Genomic DNA, 17,643 nt, shown 5'->3' with positions numbered 1-17,643 from the left:
TTAAACCTATACCATGTTGACCAATCAAAACCGCGTCTTTTGTACGTCAAAAGGAGGGAGAGCAGTGAGATAAACAACATTAAAGAAAGAATAAAAATGCTTCTTATGAATCATCTTAAGTGCCAAAAGCTGTCGCTACATTGGGGATTGGCAAAGTGTGAGATTTGATACTAGCTTGCTTTTCCATAAACGTAAAGATGGTGATGCTAAATGGACTTATCATTACATCATTCATAGGTGCCGTCGGGAAATGAGTTTGGGTGCTGTAAAAGATGCTTTTTTAAACCAACACATAAATTGGCAACTTAATGGTGTTTTGTTTTATTTGAAAGACCTCTGATACAATCGACTTTTCTGTTTTGCGTTATCGTAAAATATTTTATTTAATAACAAAAAGATCGCAAAAAAATTCTAAAGCACATAAAACTACATCCGCAATATAACTCAATAATAATAAAAATTCATATTATAATTTTTATTATTAGATATTTTATGTGATATTATAAATAATAATTTATAATAATAAAATAATTATAAAGAGTATTATAAATTTATTTATAGGAAAAAATAGATAGCAAATTAGGAATTTATCGAGACATAAAAAACATTATTACCTATATCTGTTATCGAAATATAATCTATTATTTTTTATATTTTTTTTAAATGTACGATAATAAATATCGAGTGAAATAGTAAGGGATTATTTCAAATCTATTTACGATAAATCAATCAACATTATTTGTTTATAAATCACAAGTAGGTTGGGTTATTTAAATTATATACTTTAGTTATTATTTGGCTTTTTTAGTCATCTATTTTCAGGTATAGAAGCTGAATGAGCTTCTCTATTATTCTATAAAATATCATCATTGTAATATTATAAGGATTTTACGCATTAGATGCTTTTGGAGGAGTGTATGATGAAATTTAAAGCAGGGTTTATGTGTAGAGCTTTGTGAAGTAAATCACATGCGCAATTAGCAGCTGGAACCCGTGCGACAAGAATCCGGATTATTTATAAATCAGATGGGGTAGAATTTTCGTCCTTTAGGGCGGGAAGGAAGAAAACCAATAAGCTTGTAAAAAGCTCGTTACATAAGTGGGGCAGCAGATGGAATTCTCTGAGAAAAATTGATCTATTAACAGAGAAGGTGAAACTTTGTCTTTTAAGGAGAAAAAGGGAAATAAGAATTATGATTTCCAAAGGGATATGAAATAAAAATATTTTCGTTTTTGGTTGTTTTGGCAACTATGAAGGTGTTTAAAGATTAATTGTTTCAGTACATGCAATCTCGTTTTTGGGGTTGATAATGCTATAACGTTGTAATTGGCAATGCCATTGATTTTGTAAGCGTTCAATGGAAAATAAATTAAAGCCTGCGGGTGGTTTTTTATCACCAAAAGCTTGTGATGCGGAAGGAACACCAACAATAGGAATTTTTTTAATTGGTCCTTCAATGTAATTCAATGTGGGTAAATGAGTATGTCCGTGAAGAATAAGTTCACAACCGTGATATTTGATAACGTTTAGAAAACGTTTTATATCCCGTAGTTTTTTATGCCAAGACGTTGCATTGGGAAAAGGGGGATGGTGAATCATGACGACACGAAAAAGGTTGCGCTGTGCTGCTTCTTTTAAAAAGAGCGGTAAAGTTTGCGCTTGCATTTTACCAAAATAACCAGAAGCTTGAAAAGGCAGTGTCGCAATGGCTGAAGAAGCTGCTATGATGGCAACATCTTTGCGAATGCGCATATAAGGAAAGACGCTTTTTTGAGGGATGTCACCTGTAATCCAAGGTTTAAAGAGAGTGCATGCTTTTTGGAAAGCGCCGCGGACATAGGCATCGTGATTTCCAAATGTCAAAGAAATATCTTGAGGTTGTCCTAAGTTAAGTAGCCAACGACGTGCTTGTTCAAATTCCTTATCGAGAGCAAGATTTACAAGATCACCAGAGATCACAAGGTGATCAGGTTTTGTTTTGTTCAAGGCATCTATTAAAGTTTCTAGGACGTCTGTTGCCATCTGACTCTTACGTTTTTTTTGCCAATTCAGATAACCGGTAAGACGTTTCCCAGAAAGTTCGAAGAGGGAAGGTTGCGGGAGAGGTGAAAGATGTACATCCGATATATGGGCAAGATAAAACATAAAAGCTCGTAGAGTATTAAAAACGATTTAAAGAATAAACATAAGATAAGTTAGTGCTTAAAGGCAAGAAAGATTGTAAAATAAAAATTAGCTTGCAAAAAAGAACGCCTCAAGCGGAATGTTCCAAATAGAATATCCCCAATAGAATATCCCCAATAGAATATCATTGTGTTGTACATTCACATATTTGTAAAAAAAACATTTCTCAATGCGTTTGAGCTAATTTCACGACCGGTATTCGATGCTATAATAGAAAGCTTCTGTGAAGTATATAGGGCTTACTGTACACTACCATCTCTACGCTTATACAAGGTGCAAATAAAAACCATCATACTATTTTCCCCCAATTTTGTGAAAATCCTTGCTTTAGAAGGATTCATAAGAGGTATTTCATTCTTTTCTTCGATGGTTTCTATCCATACAGCATCTCTTCTAATAATACGCAAGAGAATGTTTTTTATTTTTTTAATATGAGGATATTTGAAATAAGGAGAATTATACTGTATTTTTAGTTATAAATCAATACGTTATCTAATTATAAAAGACAAGTAAATACGTAAAAAGATAAGCTGAATTTTAAAACTATTATACGAAATCTCAAACCTTTTAACGTCCTTCATAATACCACATGCTGCTCAACAGTAAAAGGCAAGCAAGCAATGCAAAAAAACCAGAAAATATCGAAAAATAAAAGGTATTGATTAAACGGGTTTCTGTTGCTTCTTTCAGAACAATTGAATGTTCTGGGGAAGAGGACGGACTTGTTTTTGATTGAATCAGTTTGAATGGAGGAAGATGAATGTTTTCTTTTCCCTCAGGGTGTAAACGTCCGATGTAGCCGCCTGTGTGCTTAATAATGGGGGCTAGTTTTTCTTGTGTTGAAGTCAAGTCCAACAACTCAAGATTATCGAGCATCCCTACAGAAGAAAGTATTGTTAAATCGCCATTTTTAATGGTAAAAATTCCTGTCTCATCAGTGGTCACAGTTGCAGTAAAAAGGCCTTCTTGATCTTTGGTCAGAGTAATATTTTCTTTTTTTCCAGAGGGAAAGATTATTTCAGCGGGTTCTGGATGGTCTTTTAGAGTTTGGCGGCGAATTGTTAAATGATGATGGCTGCTGGTCGCACTTAATTTTTCTTCTTCAAGTTCTGGTTCTTTCATGAGCCAATGAGCAATTCGTCGATAAAGAGCAGCATAAGGACCGCCGCCTTCGAAACCTCGAGCCCAAAGCCAACTTTCATCAGAAAGCAACATGCCTACACGTCCTTTATCAACATGCGAGAGAAGTAAAAGTGGTTGCTCATCGGCTCCTTTCATGAGGGCGATTCCGTTATTTATGTTTTGAATAGCAATTTGTCTCAACCATTGCCCCCATTGAGAAGCTGGAAGGTTAAGTGTTGCAAGACCTCTTGTGACAGGATGGCGCTCACCTTCTTTGGTTAATGTGGGGCGAAAAGGTTTTTCAATAATAGTTCCATTAGGTAATGCCGGTAAAATGCTTATTAAAGGTGTTTTCGCAAGTGAGTTTTTTTGGGCAAATTCAGGTCCTGTTACCATCAACAATGCCCCCCCCTTTTGTACATATTGGGCGATATAATCATAATAGATTAAGGGGAGAACAGTAGAGTGCTGGTAGCCATCAAGGATGATGAGATCAAAGTTATTAATTTCTTCAACAAAGAGTTTTCTTGTGGGAAAGACCACTAAGGATAATTGGCTTGAGGGCGTATTATCTGCTTTGGTGGGAGGACGCAAAATAGTAAAGTGAACAAGATCAATATTGGAGTCACCTTTCAAAAGGTCTCGCCATGTCCGTTCTCCATTATAAGGAGCACCTGAAATAAGAAGAACGCGTAAATTTTCTCTGATTCCTTCAATAATTGTTATGGCGCGGTTGTTTTCAAAGCTTAGTTCACCTTTGTGTGGATCGGTTATAACTTGGATAATATTTTTTTCAGCATGAGGAAGGGTAATTTCAGTTTGAAAAATCACGCCAGGAGTCACAGAATAATGGCCAATGTCTTGTCCATTGATGCTTAGTGTAATATTTGCTTTCTGTGGTATTGTTTTTTTGGTGGGGCCTTTATCTTCTACCAAAATGGAGAGCGTTTGTGGTTTGTTGACAAGGGCAAATCGTGGAGGAGAGATAAACTTAATTTGGCGATCAAATTCATCTGAGTGCCCTGTAATCAGAGCATTGAGAGGTGCTTCATGATGAAGGTCTGATAGGTCAGGAATGTCATGCACTTGTCCATCGGTGATAAAAATGGTTCCTGCATAACGAGAGAGCGGTACATCAGATACTGCTTGTGTTAAAGCCTCAAACAAATTCGTTGAGGGCGCATACTGATTATCAGCAAGTTTTCCAGCTTCAATAAAGCGTGGTTCAAATTGTGGATAATGCGCCAATGCTTGAGTTAATTGCGCGCGCGCTTCATCACTGTCGTTTGTACGTGTTCCAAATGTTTGGCTTTTGCTGCGGTCAATAACAATTCCCACTGTGCTTTTCAGTGGTTCGCGCTGTTCTTTTATGATCATTGGATTGAGCAAAGCAAGGATGAGGGCGCTTAATGCCATCAGACGAAATAAAGAACCTTGCCGTTGCGTAACAAGACCAACAACGACAAAAAGAATCGATATTCCACTTAAGAACAGAATCCAAATGAGTGGTAAAAAAGGCTGAAAAGTGAAAAATGATATCATTGCCTTCTTTCTCTTTTAAAGCGTTCCAAGAGTGCTGGAACATGAACTTGATCCGCTTTATAGTTTCCTGTAAGAACATAAAGGACAATATTTAAACCTGCACGAAATGCCCATAGACGTTGCATTGGATCATTGGGAACAAGGGGATATTTCCATGTCCCTTTTTCATCGAGTGCCCAAGCACCGGCAAAGTTATTGGCAGTAATGAGAAGAGAACTTACATTATCGCCGCTGGCAAGAGAATTTTTATTTTTTTTGTTTGTTGAGGAGGATTCAATCCATAAAGGTGAACCACGGTAGAGACCAGGAAAATCTGGCATAATATAAAAAGAACGTGCAACAACATGATCTGTTGATGCTGGCTCAATGGATGGAATATTTAACTCTTTTAAGATATCTCGTAATCTTTGCGTTTCTGGAGTGGCATCTCCTTCAAGATTAAGATTGCTCTTTATCTGATCGCGCGTGTCAAATAAAATTGTTCCCCCATGTTTCATAAAGTTATTTATTTTTTCAAGGCTTTTGGGGGTTGGTATAGGACTTTTAACATCAATTGGCCAGTAAATAAGAGGATAAAAAGAGAGTTCATCTTTATCGAGATCAAGTGCTGTAACAGAGCCGAGGGTAAGCATTGTGCGCTCTGCGATAAATTGACTTAACGCTTCTAGACCACTTTTACTCGTTGTATCAATTTCATGATTATTGGTTATAACATAGGCAAGATGTGTTGCGCCGGCAGCTTGTACACTATCATGATGGTTTTCTTTCGTTTGTGCATGAAGAGTTGGATCATATGAAAACAAGGCAATAAGACTTATAAAGGGGAGGAGAAACATATTACGCCGTTTCATGAAAGAAAAAATATCGCCCATCCATAAAATGAGAAAATTGTCAAAGGCGAATAATAAGATGGCTAATCCTAAAAGTGGACCAATAAGATTTTTTTCTTTTGTATCGTAAGATAAAGGGCTTTTATTAAGAGAAGTTGGCAATGATGATTGTTTCATTAAGTGCGACGAATGAGTTAAGAGATTGAGTGCATAAAAATTGTTTTTGACACCATAAAGTCCTGGGGGAGTATGGTAGGAAGGATGGGGTGGATTTTGAGAGTCAAAGATCAAAGGAACAACATCAGAGGGTGGTACTTGTAATTGTCCGTCAACGGCTATAGTTCGCCAAGGGCTTTGTACCACGGTTCTTTTTTCTCTGTGTGTTAGGTTTGTGTTTTCGTTAGAACCTAATGTGATTAATTTTTGCAGCATTTGTGCAAAAAAGCCAGAAAGAGGAAGATTAGACCATGTTGGGTCAGGAGCAACATGAATGAGAATGAGGGTTCCTTTACCACGTTTTGCTGCGGTAATAAGAGGAGTTCCGTCCGAAAGGCTAAGCCACGTTTTTTCAAAAAGATCTGGGGTTGGTTCTGCGAGGATTTGGCGCGAGACAGTAACATCTTTTGGAAAAGGAAGATCAAAGAAAAAGCTATTTTTTGCAAAAGGGGCAAGCTTTTGTGGTTTTGTCCAAGACATAATACTTCCAAGGGAACGTTGACCTGGGCGTAGTGGTATCGGAAGAAGGTTATCGTAATGTTCTGCGCCACTGAGTTTTTCTCCTGCAAAGCGGATGAGTGTTCCCCCTTTATTCACAAAATCAGAAAGTTTTTTTTCTGCTTTTGGGGGTATGTTAACAATGTCACCCATAATCAAAACAGATGGATTTTGTTTAAGCAAATGATCAATATCCGTTGAAAGTTCTCTTCCACCGGCTGTTATAAGCTGTGTATGACCTTGTAAGGCTTTGATAATGTAATAAAATGGAGCAAGTAAAGGCTGTGCCATTTCATTGGTATCTGGTGAGAGAAGAGCAACACGGCTTATCCTGTTATGGCTGTCTACCAAGAAGGTTGCAGCAGCATGGTTTTGATTGTTTATTTTTATCCAAGCGATATCATTGCGTAGTTCAAGTGGTACATTAAAAGGAACAAGTGCTGTTGTTTCTCCTTCAGAGAAATTGTTCGTAAATTGACCGAGAAGTTGATTATTTGAATCGTAGAGGCTGAGTATAGCGGGAGTGTTGCTGTGTGTTGTTGAGCGGATAATACGCGCGCCCATGTTTCCATTGTTATTTTCTATGGATGTTATGCCGGTTAAATCGGAAATATCAGTCAAATACCACAAGAAGTTTCTAGGTTTTAATTCTTCAAGATGAGCAAAAGCTTGCTCATCTTCATTTGTTCGTAATCCATCACTCAAATAAGCAATATCAAGAGGTTTTCCTTTGGTTATTTCGCTGAGTTTTTTGAAGGCATGCACACGGTTGACAGGCCAAGGACGCGGTTGCAAATGCATTAAATGCTGTTTTATAATCTTGGCTGGTTGGGGCTCTATATTGGAGATATCATTTTCAGCCGTTGCAACAAGATAAATATTTTTTTGCTGTTTTTCTGCCTGTGCAAGAAGCATTTCAGTGATAGAGATGCGCTTTTTCCATTCTTTTACAGAAGCCCAACCATTATCAATAATGAGTGCAAGGGGTTGAGATCCAGAAAAGCTGATTGGTTTTTGATTCCAAGTAGGGCGTGCTAGAGCTATGATAACGAGTGCCGCTATGGTTAAACGCAACAAGAGCAACCACCAAGGTGTATGTTTTGCTGTTTCTTGTTGATGAGTTGGTTTGGGTAAGAAGCGAAAAGGGGGAAAAAGCTCTTTGCGCGGAGATGGAGGAGTTATCCGTAACAGCCACCAAATGACCGGTAGGAACAAAAGCCCTAGTAACAGAAAGGGAGCAGCAAAACTCAAAGTGCCCTCCTTTTTTGCAATGGAGAGTCGCTCATTGTATTTGCAAGATGAAAAATGGTCTCTGTTAAAGGTTGATCCGTTGTACTAACGTGATAAGACCATCCTTGGCGTGCGCAAAAATTTACCAATTCTTGTCGCCTTGCGTGATATAGTTTACAATAGCTCTTACGAAGATCTTCTGCTTTAGTGGAAACATGTTTCTCTTTCGTTTCAGGATCCAAAAATTCTGTGTGACCTGTGTAGGGAAAGCTTTCTTCTGCGGGATCAGAAATTTCAATTAAATGAGCTGTCACCTGTTTTGTAGTTAAAACGGTTAAATGTTGGATGATTTTTTCAGGATAGTCGAGAAAATCACTCATTATAACGACATGTGAAAAGCGTGTAATCGTTGAAAAATCCGGAAATGAATTTTCATCTGAATGATTTTCTAAAGCAAAGGCTATTCGTTCTACGACATTGGATGTCATTGTGGGGGACATTAAGTTGGGAATAGCAATATGTTCGCCACTGCGTGCAAGAAGGGATGCCAAGGTAAGGGTAAGAATAATGGCATGATTACCTTTAGAGATTTTAGAAAAGCGCGAACAGTAATGCATTGATGCGCTCTGATCAGGACAAAGCCAAACGGTTTGTGTCATTTGCCATTCGTTTTCGCGCAGATACGTATTTTCATCACGCGCTGAGCGACGCCAATCAATGCGGGTAATGGATTCTCCTTCCATATAGGGACGAAATTGCCAAAAGTTTTCCCCATTACCGCTTTTACGTTGTCTGTGCCATCCGGTTATCAGTGTATTAGCGATATGACGCGCTTGCAAAAGGAAATATGGCATTTTGCCAGTATCCTTATGCAGTTCATTTGCCAGCGACAATGGAGGCTTTTGTAAAACTTTTTTGCCAAGTGCCATTCAAAGAGCATCTTTCACAAGGTTATTGATAATATCTTTTACGGTTATATCTTCAGCACGGGCAGAAAAATTAAGAGCCATGCGGTGTTGTAATACGGGATAGGCTAATGCTTCAACATCATCAAGTGAAGGGGCTAAGCGTCCATAATAAAGAGCACGGGCGCGAACACAAAGTGAAAGGGCTTGTGATGCCCGTGGACCAGGTCCCCAAGAAACATAAGTATTAGCAAGGCTATTGTCTTTATGAGGGCGAGATGAGCGGACAATTTTTAAAATAGCTTCAATCACATTTTCTGAAAGAGGCATTTTGCGAACGATATTTTGAATTTTTTGCAATTTTTTGCCGGATAAAATTGGTTTTGCATTTGTTTTTTTTTCTTTTGTTGTTTCTAAAATAATCCGTCGCTCTGTTGTGAGGTCAGGATAGTCAATATCGATTTGCATCAAAAAGCGATCCAGTTGTGCTTCAGGAAGTGGGTATGTCCCTTCTTGTTCGAGAGGGTTTTGCGTTGCAAGAACATGAAAAGGTTGTGGCAAATCATAACGGGTACCTGCAACAGTGACATGATATTCTTGCATAGCTTGTAAAAGGGCTGACTGTGTCCGTGGGGAAGCACGATTGATTTCATCGGCCATGAGAAGTTGCGTAAAAATAGGACCTTGAATGTATCGAAAAGAACGTTTACCGTCTTTATCGGAATCCATAATTTCAGAACCAATAATATCCGATGGCATTAAGTCAGGAGTGAATTGGATGCGTTTTTCATCAAGTCCTAAGACTGTTCCCAATGTTTCAACAAGACGTGTTTTTGCAAGTCCTGGAGCACCGACAAGAAGGGCGTGACCACCAGCAAAAATAGCGATTAAAGCATATTCGATTACCTGATTTTGCCCAAAAATAACTTTGTCAATTTCTTGTTGTAAAATATCCAATTCTTTGTGTGTCGTATCAATATCATCAATAATGACTTGAGCCTCATGATTGATATTGACCTTTTTTATAAAATTGGATGATGGATCATGTTGACTCATATTTCTTCCTTAAGGCGTTTGTCGCAAAAATGGTAATTTTCTCTGCATGATAATGGATATCTTATTGTTTGTAACAGAAAATGAGAAGAAATGAAGTATCATATGCCGTTTTTTTTCATATTCGTATAGAAGAGAAAAGTTTCTTTGGAAGAATAGACGTGCTTTATAAGGGATGTCTTAAAAATTTTGTTTTATGAAGAGAGTTCTTTAAAGCAGTGAAGACAACTTTTTTGAAAGGTTAAAGGGTGAATATAAGACAGAACTTCAAACAGGTTGCGTGGTTACAACAAAGTGATATTCAAACACTTCTTCGTGTTTTGTCTGAGGAGGGGGAAGAAGCGCGTATTGTAGGGGGAGCAGTGCGCAATCAACTGCTAGGGCAGCCTATTAGTGATATTGATATTGCAACAACCTGTTTGCCGCAACAGGTTATTGCACGTGTAGAAGAAGCAGGATTTAAAGCTATTCCTACAGGGATTGCTTTTGGTACAATAACAGTAATTGCTCATTCATGTTCTTATGAGGTTACAACGCTTCGCTGCGATATTGAAACAGATGGTCGTCATGCAAAAGTGGCATTTGGTCGTGATTGGAAAAAAGATGCTGAACGGCGGGATTTTACGATAAATGCACTTTATTGTGATGCTGCTGGAAACCTTTATGATGATGTGGGAGGTTTAAGTGATATTGCTAGCCGAACAGTTCGTTTTATTGGGGTTGCAGAAGATCGTATTTGCGAAGATTATTTGCGTATTTTACGGTTTTTTCGCTTTTTTGCGTGGTATGGAGCAGGGCGACCTGATGTGCAAGGATTGAAGGCATGTGTTCGTTTAAAACACGGTTTAAAAAAACTTTCTTCTGAACGTATTTGGGCAGAAATGAAAAAGCTTCTTGCGGCGTTTGATCCAACGCGTGCTCTTTTATGGATGCGACAAAGCAGAATTTTGGCACTCATTTTTCCTGAAACAGAACGATGGGGCATTGATGCAATTCACGCATTGGTGAAGACAGAACAGACTCTTGGTTGGAAAGTTGATCCATTATTACGGCTAGAAAGCCTTCTTCCTCCTGACCCCATACGTCTTCATGAAATGGCACAGCGCTTGCATTTTTCCCATAAAGAAAGAACGCGATTAAAAGAATGGGCAGAGTTAGAAATAATAAACCAAAACTGTTCTGATCATTTTGTGCAAAAACTGATTTATTTTCATGGACGACAGCCAGTTTTAGATCAATTATCGTTGTCTGTCGCTGCATCACATCTTGATCATCTGGAAAAAAGTGATGCTTTGCAAAAAGCAGAGGGTTATGTCAAGCTTCATCAACTTGCCAAAAAATGGCAGATTCCAACTTTTCCTATTAATGGTAACGATTTAATAAAGAAAGGTTTTACGAAAGGTGTACTTTTAGGAAAAAAGCTTAAAGAGCTAGAAATGATATGGGTTGAAAACGGATTTTTAATGGATCGTCATGCACTATTAGAAAAAATTGATTTATAATATATCTGTTTACAAACCCACTGTTGTGTATATTTTTTAAGTCAACATATTAATTTATAATAGTAATTTTTCATGTGAAACAAGAGCTCCAAATATTGTAAGGTTATTTCAAACCTGTTCATATTACATCAATCAAAATTATTGCCTTAGACGTCACAAGTGAGGAAAAATGATTACAGAGAGGAAAAATGTCTCTTATGAACCATCTCAAAGATAAGGATTCTCGAAAATGAGAACGAATAAAGAGAATAGTGATAGCGGTTTGCACTTTGTATGAGCATGAAGAGGGGGATGTCTAATGGATTTTTACTAGGAGGAGTATTTAATCATTTATAGGTGGTGATATGAAATGGATATGATGGGCACTAAGAAATACTTATTTTATCAGCACTTAATTGTTGGAAAATGATAGGCATTATACGCTCTAACTGTTTTTTATATATTGTATATTGTTTTTCGTAATAATTTATGTTTTTTTACAGGAATTCTGTAAGTTATTCCAAAAGTATTATTGAAACGTATGCGCTTTTAATTACTTATTATACGCTATAAAAAATATTTTTTAATTATTTAAAACCATATTTTATGTATTTTTATCGTTCTATTAAAAATTTTAGTGGAATTGTTGTGTTTTTATAGATTACAGGTTCTTTCATGATAACCAATTTGGCGTAATGCTTCTCCTGTTGTTATGGCTACGCTCATGGCGAGATTTAGAGAGCGTGCCTGTGGTTGCATGGGAATTTTCAATGTGTAATCGGCCGCTTCATGAACATAATCGGGAACGCCAGCTGTTTCACGACCAAAAAGTAAAACATCATTTCTTTGATAGCATATCTGCGTATAGCATGTTTTTGCTTTTGTACTTAAAAGCAACAGGCGGCGGTTTAAGTGTTTCATGGAGCTTATAAAATGTTGCCAATCAATGTGTCGTTCTAAGGAAGCATATTCGAGATAATCCAATCCTGCGCGTTTGAGATTACGATCCGACAGATTAAAGCCTGCAGGTTCAATAATGTGCACATGTAAACCAAAGCAAGCGCTAAGACGTAAAATCGTTCCAGTATTACCAGCAATATCAGGTTGGAAAAGAGCTATATGAAGTGTCATGTTCTCTGTAATATGATTTTTCTTTCGACTTTGTAAAGAGGCACCACAATTTATTCGAAAAATATGCTTTGAGAAATACATGTTTTTACGGTTAATTTTTATTCCCTTTAAATTTCAGGGAAAAAGTTATGTATACAGGTCTGTTTGGGATAAGAGAGAAGCTCCCTATTAGAGACTTCCTTTTATTGAGCGATCCATGAAATGGATTGGCTCATTATGTTGAAAAGTGGGGTATTTAATGAGGTTAGATCATCCATTTTAATTAAAATCAACAAAATATGCTTTTTATGCAAAAACAGAAGCGAAAAAAATACTCATGCAACCAGTTGGAATTGAGGAAGGGAGAGATGCTGTAAATGTGTTAAAGAAATAACCGATAAGCTCAACTTATTTACTGAGATATGGTCATAACAAGACAATATTTCTTTCTTTAGAAGTGTTTATTTACATGCTATCTCTGATTTTCACGGGTGGGGGAGTAATTTTGATTGATTAATATGAATAGGTTTGAAATGAAAGAAACTTACGGTGTTTCAGAATTTCATTCACTCTGTAAAACGATGAATTATCATTATAAAACAGTTTTTGTATAAACCATACAAATGGCAGGAGTTTTTTACGGGGATGTTTTCATGGTTGAGGTAACTGAATGATCAAGCATTGTACAATGGGAGAGGGTATGGTAAAAGAATGTTTTAGCAAAGTGTCTCTTTAAGTTAAGTCCATGGGTGAGCAAACGAGGCGGGATTTTCTGTTTTTGGTAACAGCTGTTGCAGGAGCAGTTGGAATGGGAGCGGTTGCGTGGCCTTTTATCCGTCAGTTGCGTCCAGATGAAGCTGTTTTGGCATCTTCCTCTGTTGAGGTTGATCTTTCTGGTATTGAAGAGGGGATGTCGGTAACGGTAAAGTGGCGAGGACAGCCTGTTGTTATTCGAAATCGTACGGCAAAAGAAATTGCTGATGCGCGCGCTACTGAATTGAGACTTCTAAAAGATCGTCAAGCGCGCAATCCTAATCTTGAAGGTGAAAAAGAAGCAACAGATTTTGCGCGTTCAGCAGGTAAAGGACGTGAAAATTGGCTGATTGTTATTAATCTTTGTACGCATCTAGGCTGTGTAACACTTGGGCAATCGGGTAAATTTGGAGGATGGTTGTGTCCCTGTCATGGGTCTGTTTATGATACCGCTGGAAGAGTGCGGTCAGGCCCAGCTAACTATAATTTGGTTATTCCACCTTACCAATTTCTTTCTGACACTTTGCTCAAAATAGGATAAGGTTATGACAAGGTTTCCTCCTTATTGTCCTAAAAATGCTCTTGCTCGTTGGTTTGATAAGCGTTTTCCTCTTCCTCGTTTTTTTTATAATACATTTGTGACTTTTCCTGTTCCACGTAATCTTAATTACTTTTACACATTTGGCGGTATTTTGACCATTATGCTTTTATCACAGCTCTTGACTGGTATTGTCTTGGCTATGCATTATGTTCCAGATATTCATTTGGCTTTTGAAACCAGTGAACGATTTCGGCGTGAAGGGCAGTTTGGTTGGCTTTTTCGTCCATGGCATTGTGTAGGCTCTTCGTTTTTTTTTATTGCTGTTTATATCCATTTGGCACGTGGACTTTATTATGGTTCTTATAAAAACATGCGAGAAATGGTATGGGTTACAGGTATTTTTATTTATATCATCATGATGGCAATAGCATTTTTTGGTTATGTGCTTGTTTGGGGGATGATGTCTATTTCAGCGGCTTCAGTGATTGCAGGGCTTTTTAAAACGATACCTTTGGTGGGGATATGGTTGCATGAGACACTTCTGGGTGGTTATGTCGTAGGACAACCAACGTTGAATCGTTTTTATGTTTTCCATTATGTTTTATCATTTGTTTTGCTTCTTTTTGTGGGGCTGCATATTTGGGCAATCCATTGTGTTGGGCAAGGTAATCCAACGGGTCTTGCTATACAATCAGATAAGGAAACAGTTCCATTTTCGCCTTATGCGCTTATCAAAGATATTTTTGCTATTACTGTTTTTCTGATCTTCTTTGCCTGGTTTTTGTTTTATATGCCCGATTATATGGGGCAGGCTGAAAATTATAGTGTGGCAGATCCTTTAAAGGTACCTCTTCGTGTGGTTCCAGAATGGTATTTTTTGCCTTTTTATGCGATGCTTCGTGCTATAACTTTTGATATTGGTATTTTCTCTTCAAACTTTGTTGGTTTTGTTTTATTCGTCAGTTCGATTTGCATTTTAATTTTTGTGCCATGGTTAGACCGTTCTAAAATATGTTCAGCAAGATATCGACCTGTTTATAAAATTTTCTTTTGGGCGTTGGTTATTGATGTCGTTTTTCTTGGTTGGTTGGGGTCAAGAGAAATAAGTGATAAAATTCTTTTATGGACACAATTGGCTACTGTTTATTATTTTATATTTTTTTTGGTTATTTTGCCGATTTTGCCAGCGTTTGAAAAAAATTGTTCTCTTCCTTCTTCAATTATGCAAGATTTAAAACAGAAAAAGAGACTATGGTAAATGTTTTTGTCGGACTGATTTTTATTGTTGCTATGAGCTTTTCTGCTCAGAGTTTAGCGAGTGATGACTCTGATCAGGAAGAGGGATTTATTTCTTTTCCTTTACAAGTTCCTAAAAAACAAGAATGGAGTTTTTCAGGTCCATTTGGGCTTTATGATAAGGCGCAATTGAGGCGCGGATTAAAGGTTTATAAACAAGTTTGTTCCAGCTGCCATGGTCTAAAATATGTGGCTTTTCGCAATTTAAAAGCTCTAGGGTATGATCAAGAACAGATTAAAGCTTTGGCGGGGCAATATGAAGTGCGCGATGGCCCTAATCGAGAAGGAAAATTTTTTAAACGTGCTGGGGTTGCAACGGATTATTTTCCTTCTCCCTTTTCACATGAAGAAGAAGAAAGATTTATTTTGAATAGTGCTTATCCTCCAGATTTGTCATTGATGGCACGTGCACGTGGGGTATCTTTGCCGTTTCCTGCTTTAATTACTGATGTATTAACTCATTATGATACAGCTGGTCCAGATTATATTACAGCTCTTTTAACAGGATATCAGAAGGCACCGAAGGAGATAAAAATTGCGAATGGTTATTGGTATAATCCTTATTTTATTGCCGGTAATTCTTTAACGATGGCTCCTCCTTTGAGTGATGGTATGGTTGCTTATGAAGATGGAACTCCAGAAATCATTGAACATTATGCGCGCGATGTTTCTGCTTTTTTGATGTGGGCTGCTGATCCTCATATGGAAATTCGTAAAAAAACCGGTTTTCGTGTTATTTTATTTTTAATCATTTTTGCAGGGCTTGTTTATATTTTAAAAAATCGTATTTGGTGTGGTTTAGAAAAAGAGTTAGAGAAAGAAACAAAAGACGAAATAAAGAGAAAAGGGTAAAGCGACAAGGCTCGAAAGAGTATAGAGTATAAAGAGCATAAGGAACAAATCTTTTTATGATGCATTGAGGTTTTATAAAGTAAAAGCAAAGTAAAAATGGAGATGTTAAAATGAAAAAAATTGCATGTACTACTCTTATGTCAATTTTGATGGTTTCTAGTACTTATGCTCAGTCTTTTGAAGTGCCTTCAAAACCTGAAATGATCTCTTCGACGGGTATTGTACAGGTGGGGATAGATAAGTCTGTGCGTTATGTGACACCTTTAGCAACGGATTTTGTAGCTTCCAGTCTTATAGGCGCCAATGTATATAATATAGAAGATGAAAATATTGGTGAAGTAAAAGATATTATTTTACGTGAAAATAATATTGCAGGATTTGTTATTGCTGTTGGTGGTTTTCTTGGCATAGGCGAGAGTTATGTGGTCGTTTCTCCAGAAACAATCCAGATGACAAATGATTATGGTAAATGGAAACTCATTACAAATGCGACAAAAGATTCTTTAAAGGACGCTCCAACATTTAAATACGAAGGGCGTTGGACACGCTAATTTTATATTTTCATTCTTTAATGGATAAAACTGTTGCTATCATAATCATATGCTAGCAACAGTCTTTTTGTTCTAAAAACTCTTGAGAGCTTTTGCGACAAGATTCCAGGGAGCTATTACCAAAGTTTTCAAGATAAACTATTAAGGCAGAGTGAAGATTTAAGTATTATGTTTAAATAACATGATATCGCCATCTTGCACAATGTATTCTTTTCCTTCATCGCGGGCTTTTCCTGCTTCTTTTGCACCGCTTTCTCCACCCAGAGCAATATAGTCATTGTAGCTGATGGTTTGGGCACGAATGAAACCGCGCTCAAAATCTGAGTGAATAACGCCAGCTGCTTGGGGAGCTTTTGTACCACGCGTAATTGTCCATGCTCGTGTTTCCTTAGGCCCACAGGTGAAGTAAGTAATGAGATCAAGTAAATGGTAACCAGCGCGAATGAGGCGATTGAGACTCGGTTCAAAGAGTCCTAAAGCATTGAGATATTCTGATGCTTCAGCATCACTCAGTTGTGTGATTTCCGCTTCGATAGAAGCAGAAATGATAATGCTTTGCGCATTTTGCTCTGTTGCCATTTTTTCAACTGTTTGGGTAAAGCTATTTCCATGAGCGGCGTCATTTTCGCTTACATTACAAACATAAAGTACAGGCTTGGAGGTTAAAAGATTCAAGCTTTTAAGAATGTGGTGTTCATCGGAAGAGATATCTTTGAGCAATAACCGGACAGGGTTTCCCTGTTGCAGTATGTTTAATGCTTTTTCCATAATAGGCAAAATTGTGAGAGCTTCTTTGTCTTTTCCGGTTGCTCGTTTACGAATTTGTATGATTCGTCTCTCAAGACTTTCAAGATCCGCAAGCATGAGTTCGGTTTCAACCGTTGTTGCATCACTAACAGGATCAATACGTCCCTCTACATGGGTAATATCTTCATTTTGAAAACAGCGTAAAACGTGGACAATGGCATCGACTTCGCGAATATTGGCTAAAAATTTGTTTCCTAAACCTTCGCCTTTTGAAGCTCCTCGCACAAGCCCCGCAATATCGACGAAGTTAATGCGTGTAGGAATCATTTCTTTTGAACCAGCGATTGATGCAATTTTTTCCATTCGTAAATCTGGAACAGCAACTTCACCGGTATTGGGTTCAATGGTACAGAAAGGATAATTGGCAGCCTGTGCAGTGGCTGTTTTTGTTAATGCATTAAAAAGAGTTGATTTCCCAACATTAGGTAATCCGACAATACCGCATTTAAAGCCCATGAGAGTCTTTCTTTTCGTTTGATTTTATAGTCAAGATAAAGCTTCTTTTTTATAGCATATTTTCATAAGAGTTATAGTCCTTGCCTTGCGATAAGTGAGAAAAAAGTATAAAGTAGCAGGTATCTGCTTTTTTTACCTTAGTTCTTCTTATCTTAATTCTCTCCTTAGTTTCAAGGATAAGAAAACTTCGAATTAATGTTAATATTGTGCTAAGT

At 37.4% G+C, this 17,643-nt stretch carries 12 protein-coding genes; 5 read left to right on the top strand and 7 right to left on the bottom strand.

The window, feature by feature from the left end; all coding sequences use genetic code 11:
- Positions 1 to 1,261 precede the first annotated feature (1,261 nt).
- The 5 genes from ACFIJZ_RS01760 to ACFIJZ_RS01740 all read right to left on the bottom strand — a co-directional run bounded on the left by ACFIJZ_RS01760 (position 1,262) and on the right by ACFIJZ_RS01740 (position 9,584).
- A complete protein-coding gene (locus tag ACFIJZ_RS01760; protein WP_375630853.1) occupies positions 1,262 to 2,146 on the bottom strand; it encodes a metallophosphoesterase family protein in 885 nt (294 codons plus the stop codon).
- Positions 2,147 to 2,752: 606 nt separating this feature from the next.
- Entirely contained in the window at positions 2,753 to 4,849 is a 2,097-nt protein-coding gene (locus ACFIJZ_RS01755) for a glutamine amidotransferase (protein WP_375630851.1), read from the bottom strand.
- Entirely contained in the window at positions 4,846 to 7,644 is a 2,799-nt protein-coding gene (locus ACFIJZ_RS01750) for a DUF4159 domain-containing protein (protein WP_273791246.1), read from the bottom strand. Before ACFIJZ_RS01750 ends, ACFIJZ_RS01755 begins: the two co-directional genes overlap by 4 nt.
- Positions 7,641 to 8,552: a DUF58 domain-containing protein gene (locus ACFIJZ_RS01745; protein ID WP_273791245.1), complete on the bottom strand. Its 912-nt coding sequence runs from the start codon at positions 8,550 to 8,552 to the stop codon at positions 7,641 to 7,643. The genes ACFIJZ_RS01750 and ACFIJZ_RS01745 overlap by 4 nt, the downstream gene beginning before the upstream one ends.
- Positions 8,553 to 9,584, bottom strand: coding sequence for an AAA family ATPase (locus tag ACFIJZ_RS01740; protein ID WP_375630849.1), 1,032 nt, complete (start codon positions 9,582 to 9,584; stop codon positions 8,553 to 8,555).
- Positions 9,585 to 9,829: 245 nt separating this feature from the next.
- Here ACFIJZ_RS01740 and ACFIJZ_RS01735 point away from each other — a divergent pair, with 245 nt between their 5' ends.
- Complete coding sequence (locus ACFIJZ_RS01735; RefSeq protein WP_375630847.1) at positions 9,830 to 11,083, top strand: CCA tRNA nucleotidyltransferase; 1,254 nt, start codon at positions 9,830 to 9,832, stop codon at positions 11,081 to 11,083.
- Between the two features lie 633 nt (positions 11,084 to 11,716).
- On the opposite strand, the gene ACFIJZ_RS01730 is transcribed toward ACFIJZ_RS01735, so the two are convergent.
- A complete protein-coding gene (locus ACFIJZ_RS01730; protein WP_273791242.1) occupies positions 11,717 to 12,193 on the bottom strand; it encodes a tRNA (cytidine(34)-2'-O)-methyltransferase in 477 nt (158 codons plus the stop codon).
- Between the two features lie 724 nt (positions 12,194 to 12,917).
- Between ACFIJZ_RS01730 and petA the strand changes: the two genes are divergently transcribed.
- From petA to ACFIJZ_RS01710, 4 genes are all read left to right on the top strand, one after another.
- Complete coding sequence (petA, locus tag ACFIJZ_RS01725; protein ID WP_375630845.1) at positions 12,918 to 13,466, top strand: ubiquinol-cytochrome c reductase iron-sulfur subunit; 549 nt, start codon at positions 12,918 to 12,920, stop codon at positions 13,464 to 13,466.
- Positions 13,467 to 13,470: 4 nt separating this feature from the next.
- Complete coding sequence (locus ACFIJZ_RS01720) at positions 13,471 to 14,724, top strand: cytochrome bc complex cytochrome b subunit (RefSeq protein ID WP_375630843.1); 1,254 nt, start codon at positions 13,471 to 13,473, stop codon at positions 14,722 to 14,724.
- Positions 14,718 to 15,614: a cytochrome c1 gene (locus ACFIJZ_RS01715; protein ID WP_375630841.1), complete on the top strand. Its 897-nt coding sequence runs from the start codon at positions 14,718 to 14,720 to the stop codon at positions 15,612 to 15,614. The genes ACFIJZ_RS01720 and ACFIJZ_RS01715 overlap by 7 nt, the downstream gene beginning before the upstream one ends.
- Positions 15,615 to 15,724: 110 nt before the next feature.
- Positions 15,725 to 16,165 carry a PRC-barrel domain-containing protein gene (locus tag ACFIJZ_RS01710; protein ID WP_273791238.1) on the top strand — a complete coding sequence of 147 codons (441 nt, stop codon included), beginning with the start codon at positions 15,725 to 15,727 and terminating at the stop codon, positions 16,163 to 16,165.
- Positions 16,166 to 16,324: 159 nt separating this feature from the next.
- Here the strand turns inward: ACFIJZ_RS01710 and ychF are convergent, their stop codons facing one another.
- The gene (gene ychF, locus ACFIJZ_RS01705) at positions 16,325 to 17,428 is read right to left on the bottom strand and encodes a redox-regulated ATPase YchF (protein WP_375630839.1); all 1,104 of its coding nucleotides are present in this window, start codon (positions 17,426 to 17,428) and stop codon (positions 16,325 to 16,327) included.
- Positions 17,429 to 17,643 lie beyond the last annotated feature (215 nt).

The sequence above is a fragment of the Bartonella sp. CL70QHWL genome (assembly GCF_042194855.1).
GTDB lineage: Bacteria > Pseudomonadota > Alphaproteobacteria > Rhizobiales > Rhizobiaceae > Bartonella.
Note: the sequence above shows the minus strand (reverse complement) of the source record. Positions and strands in the feature narration are given on the sequence as shown.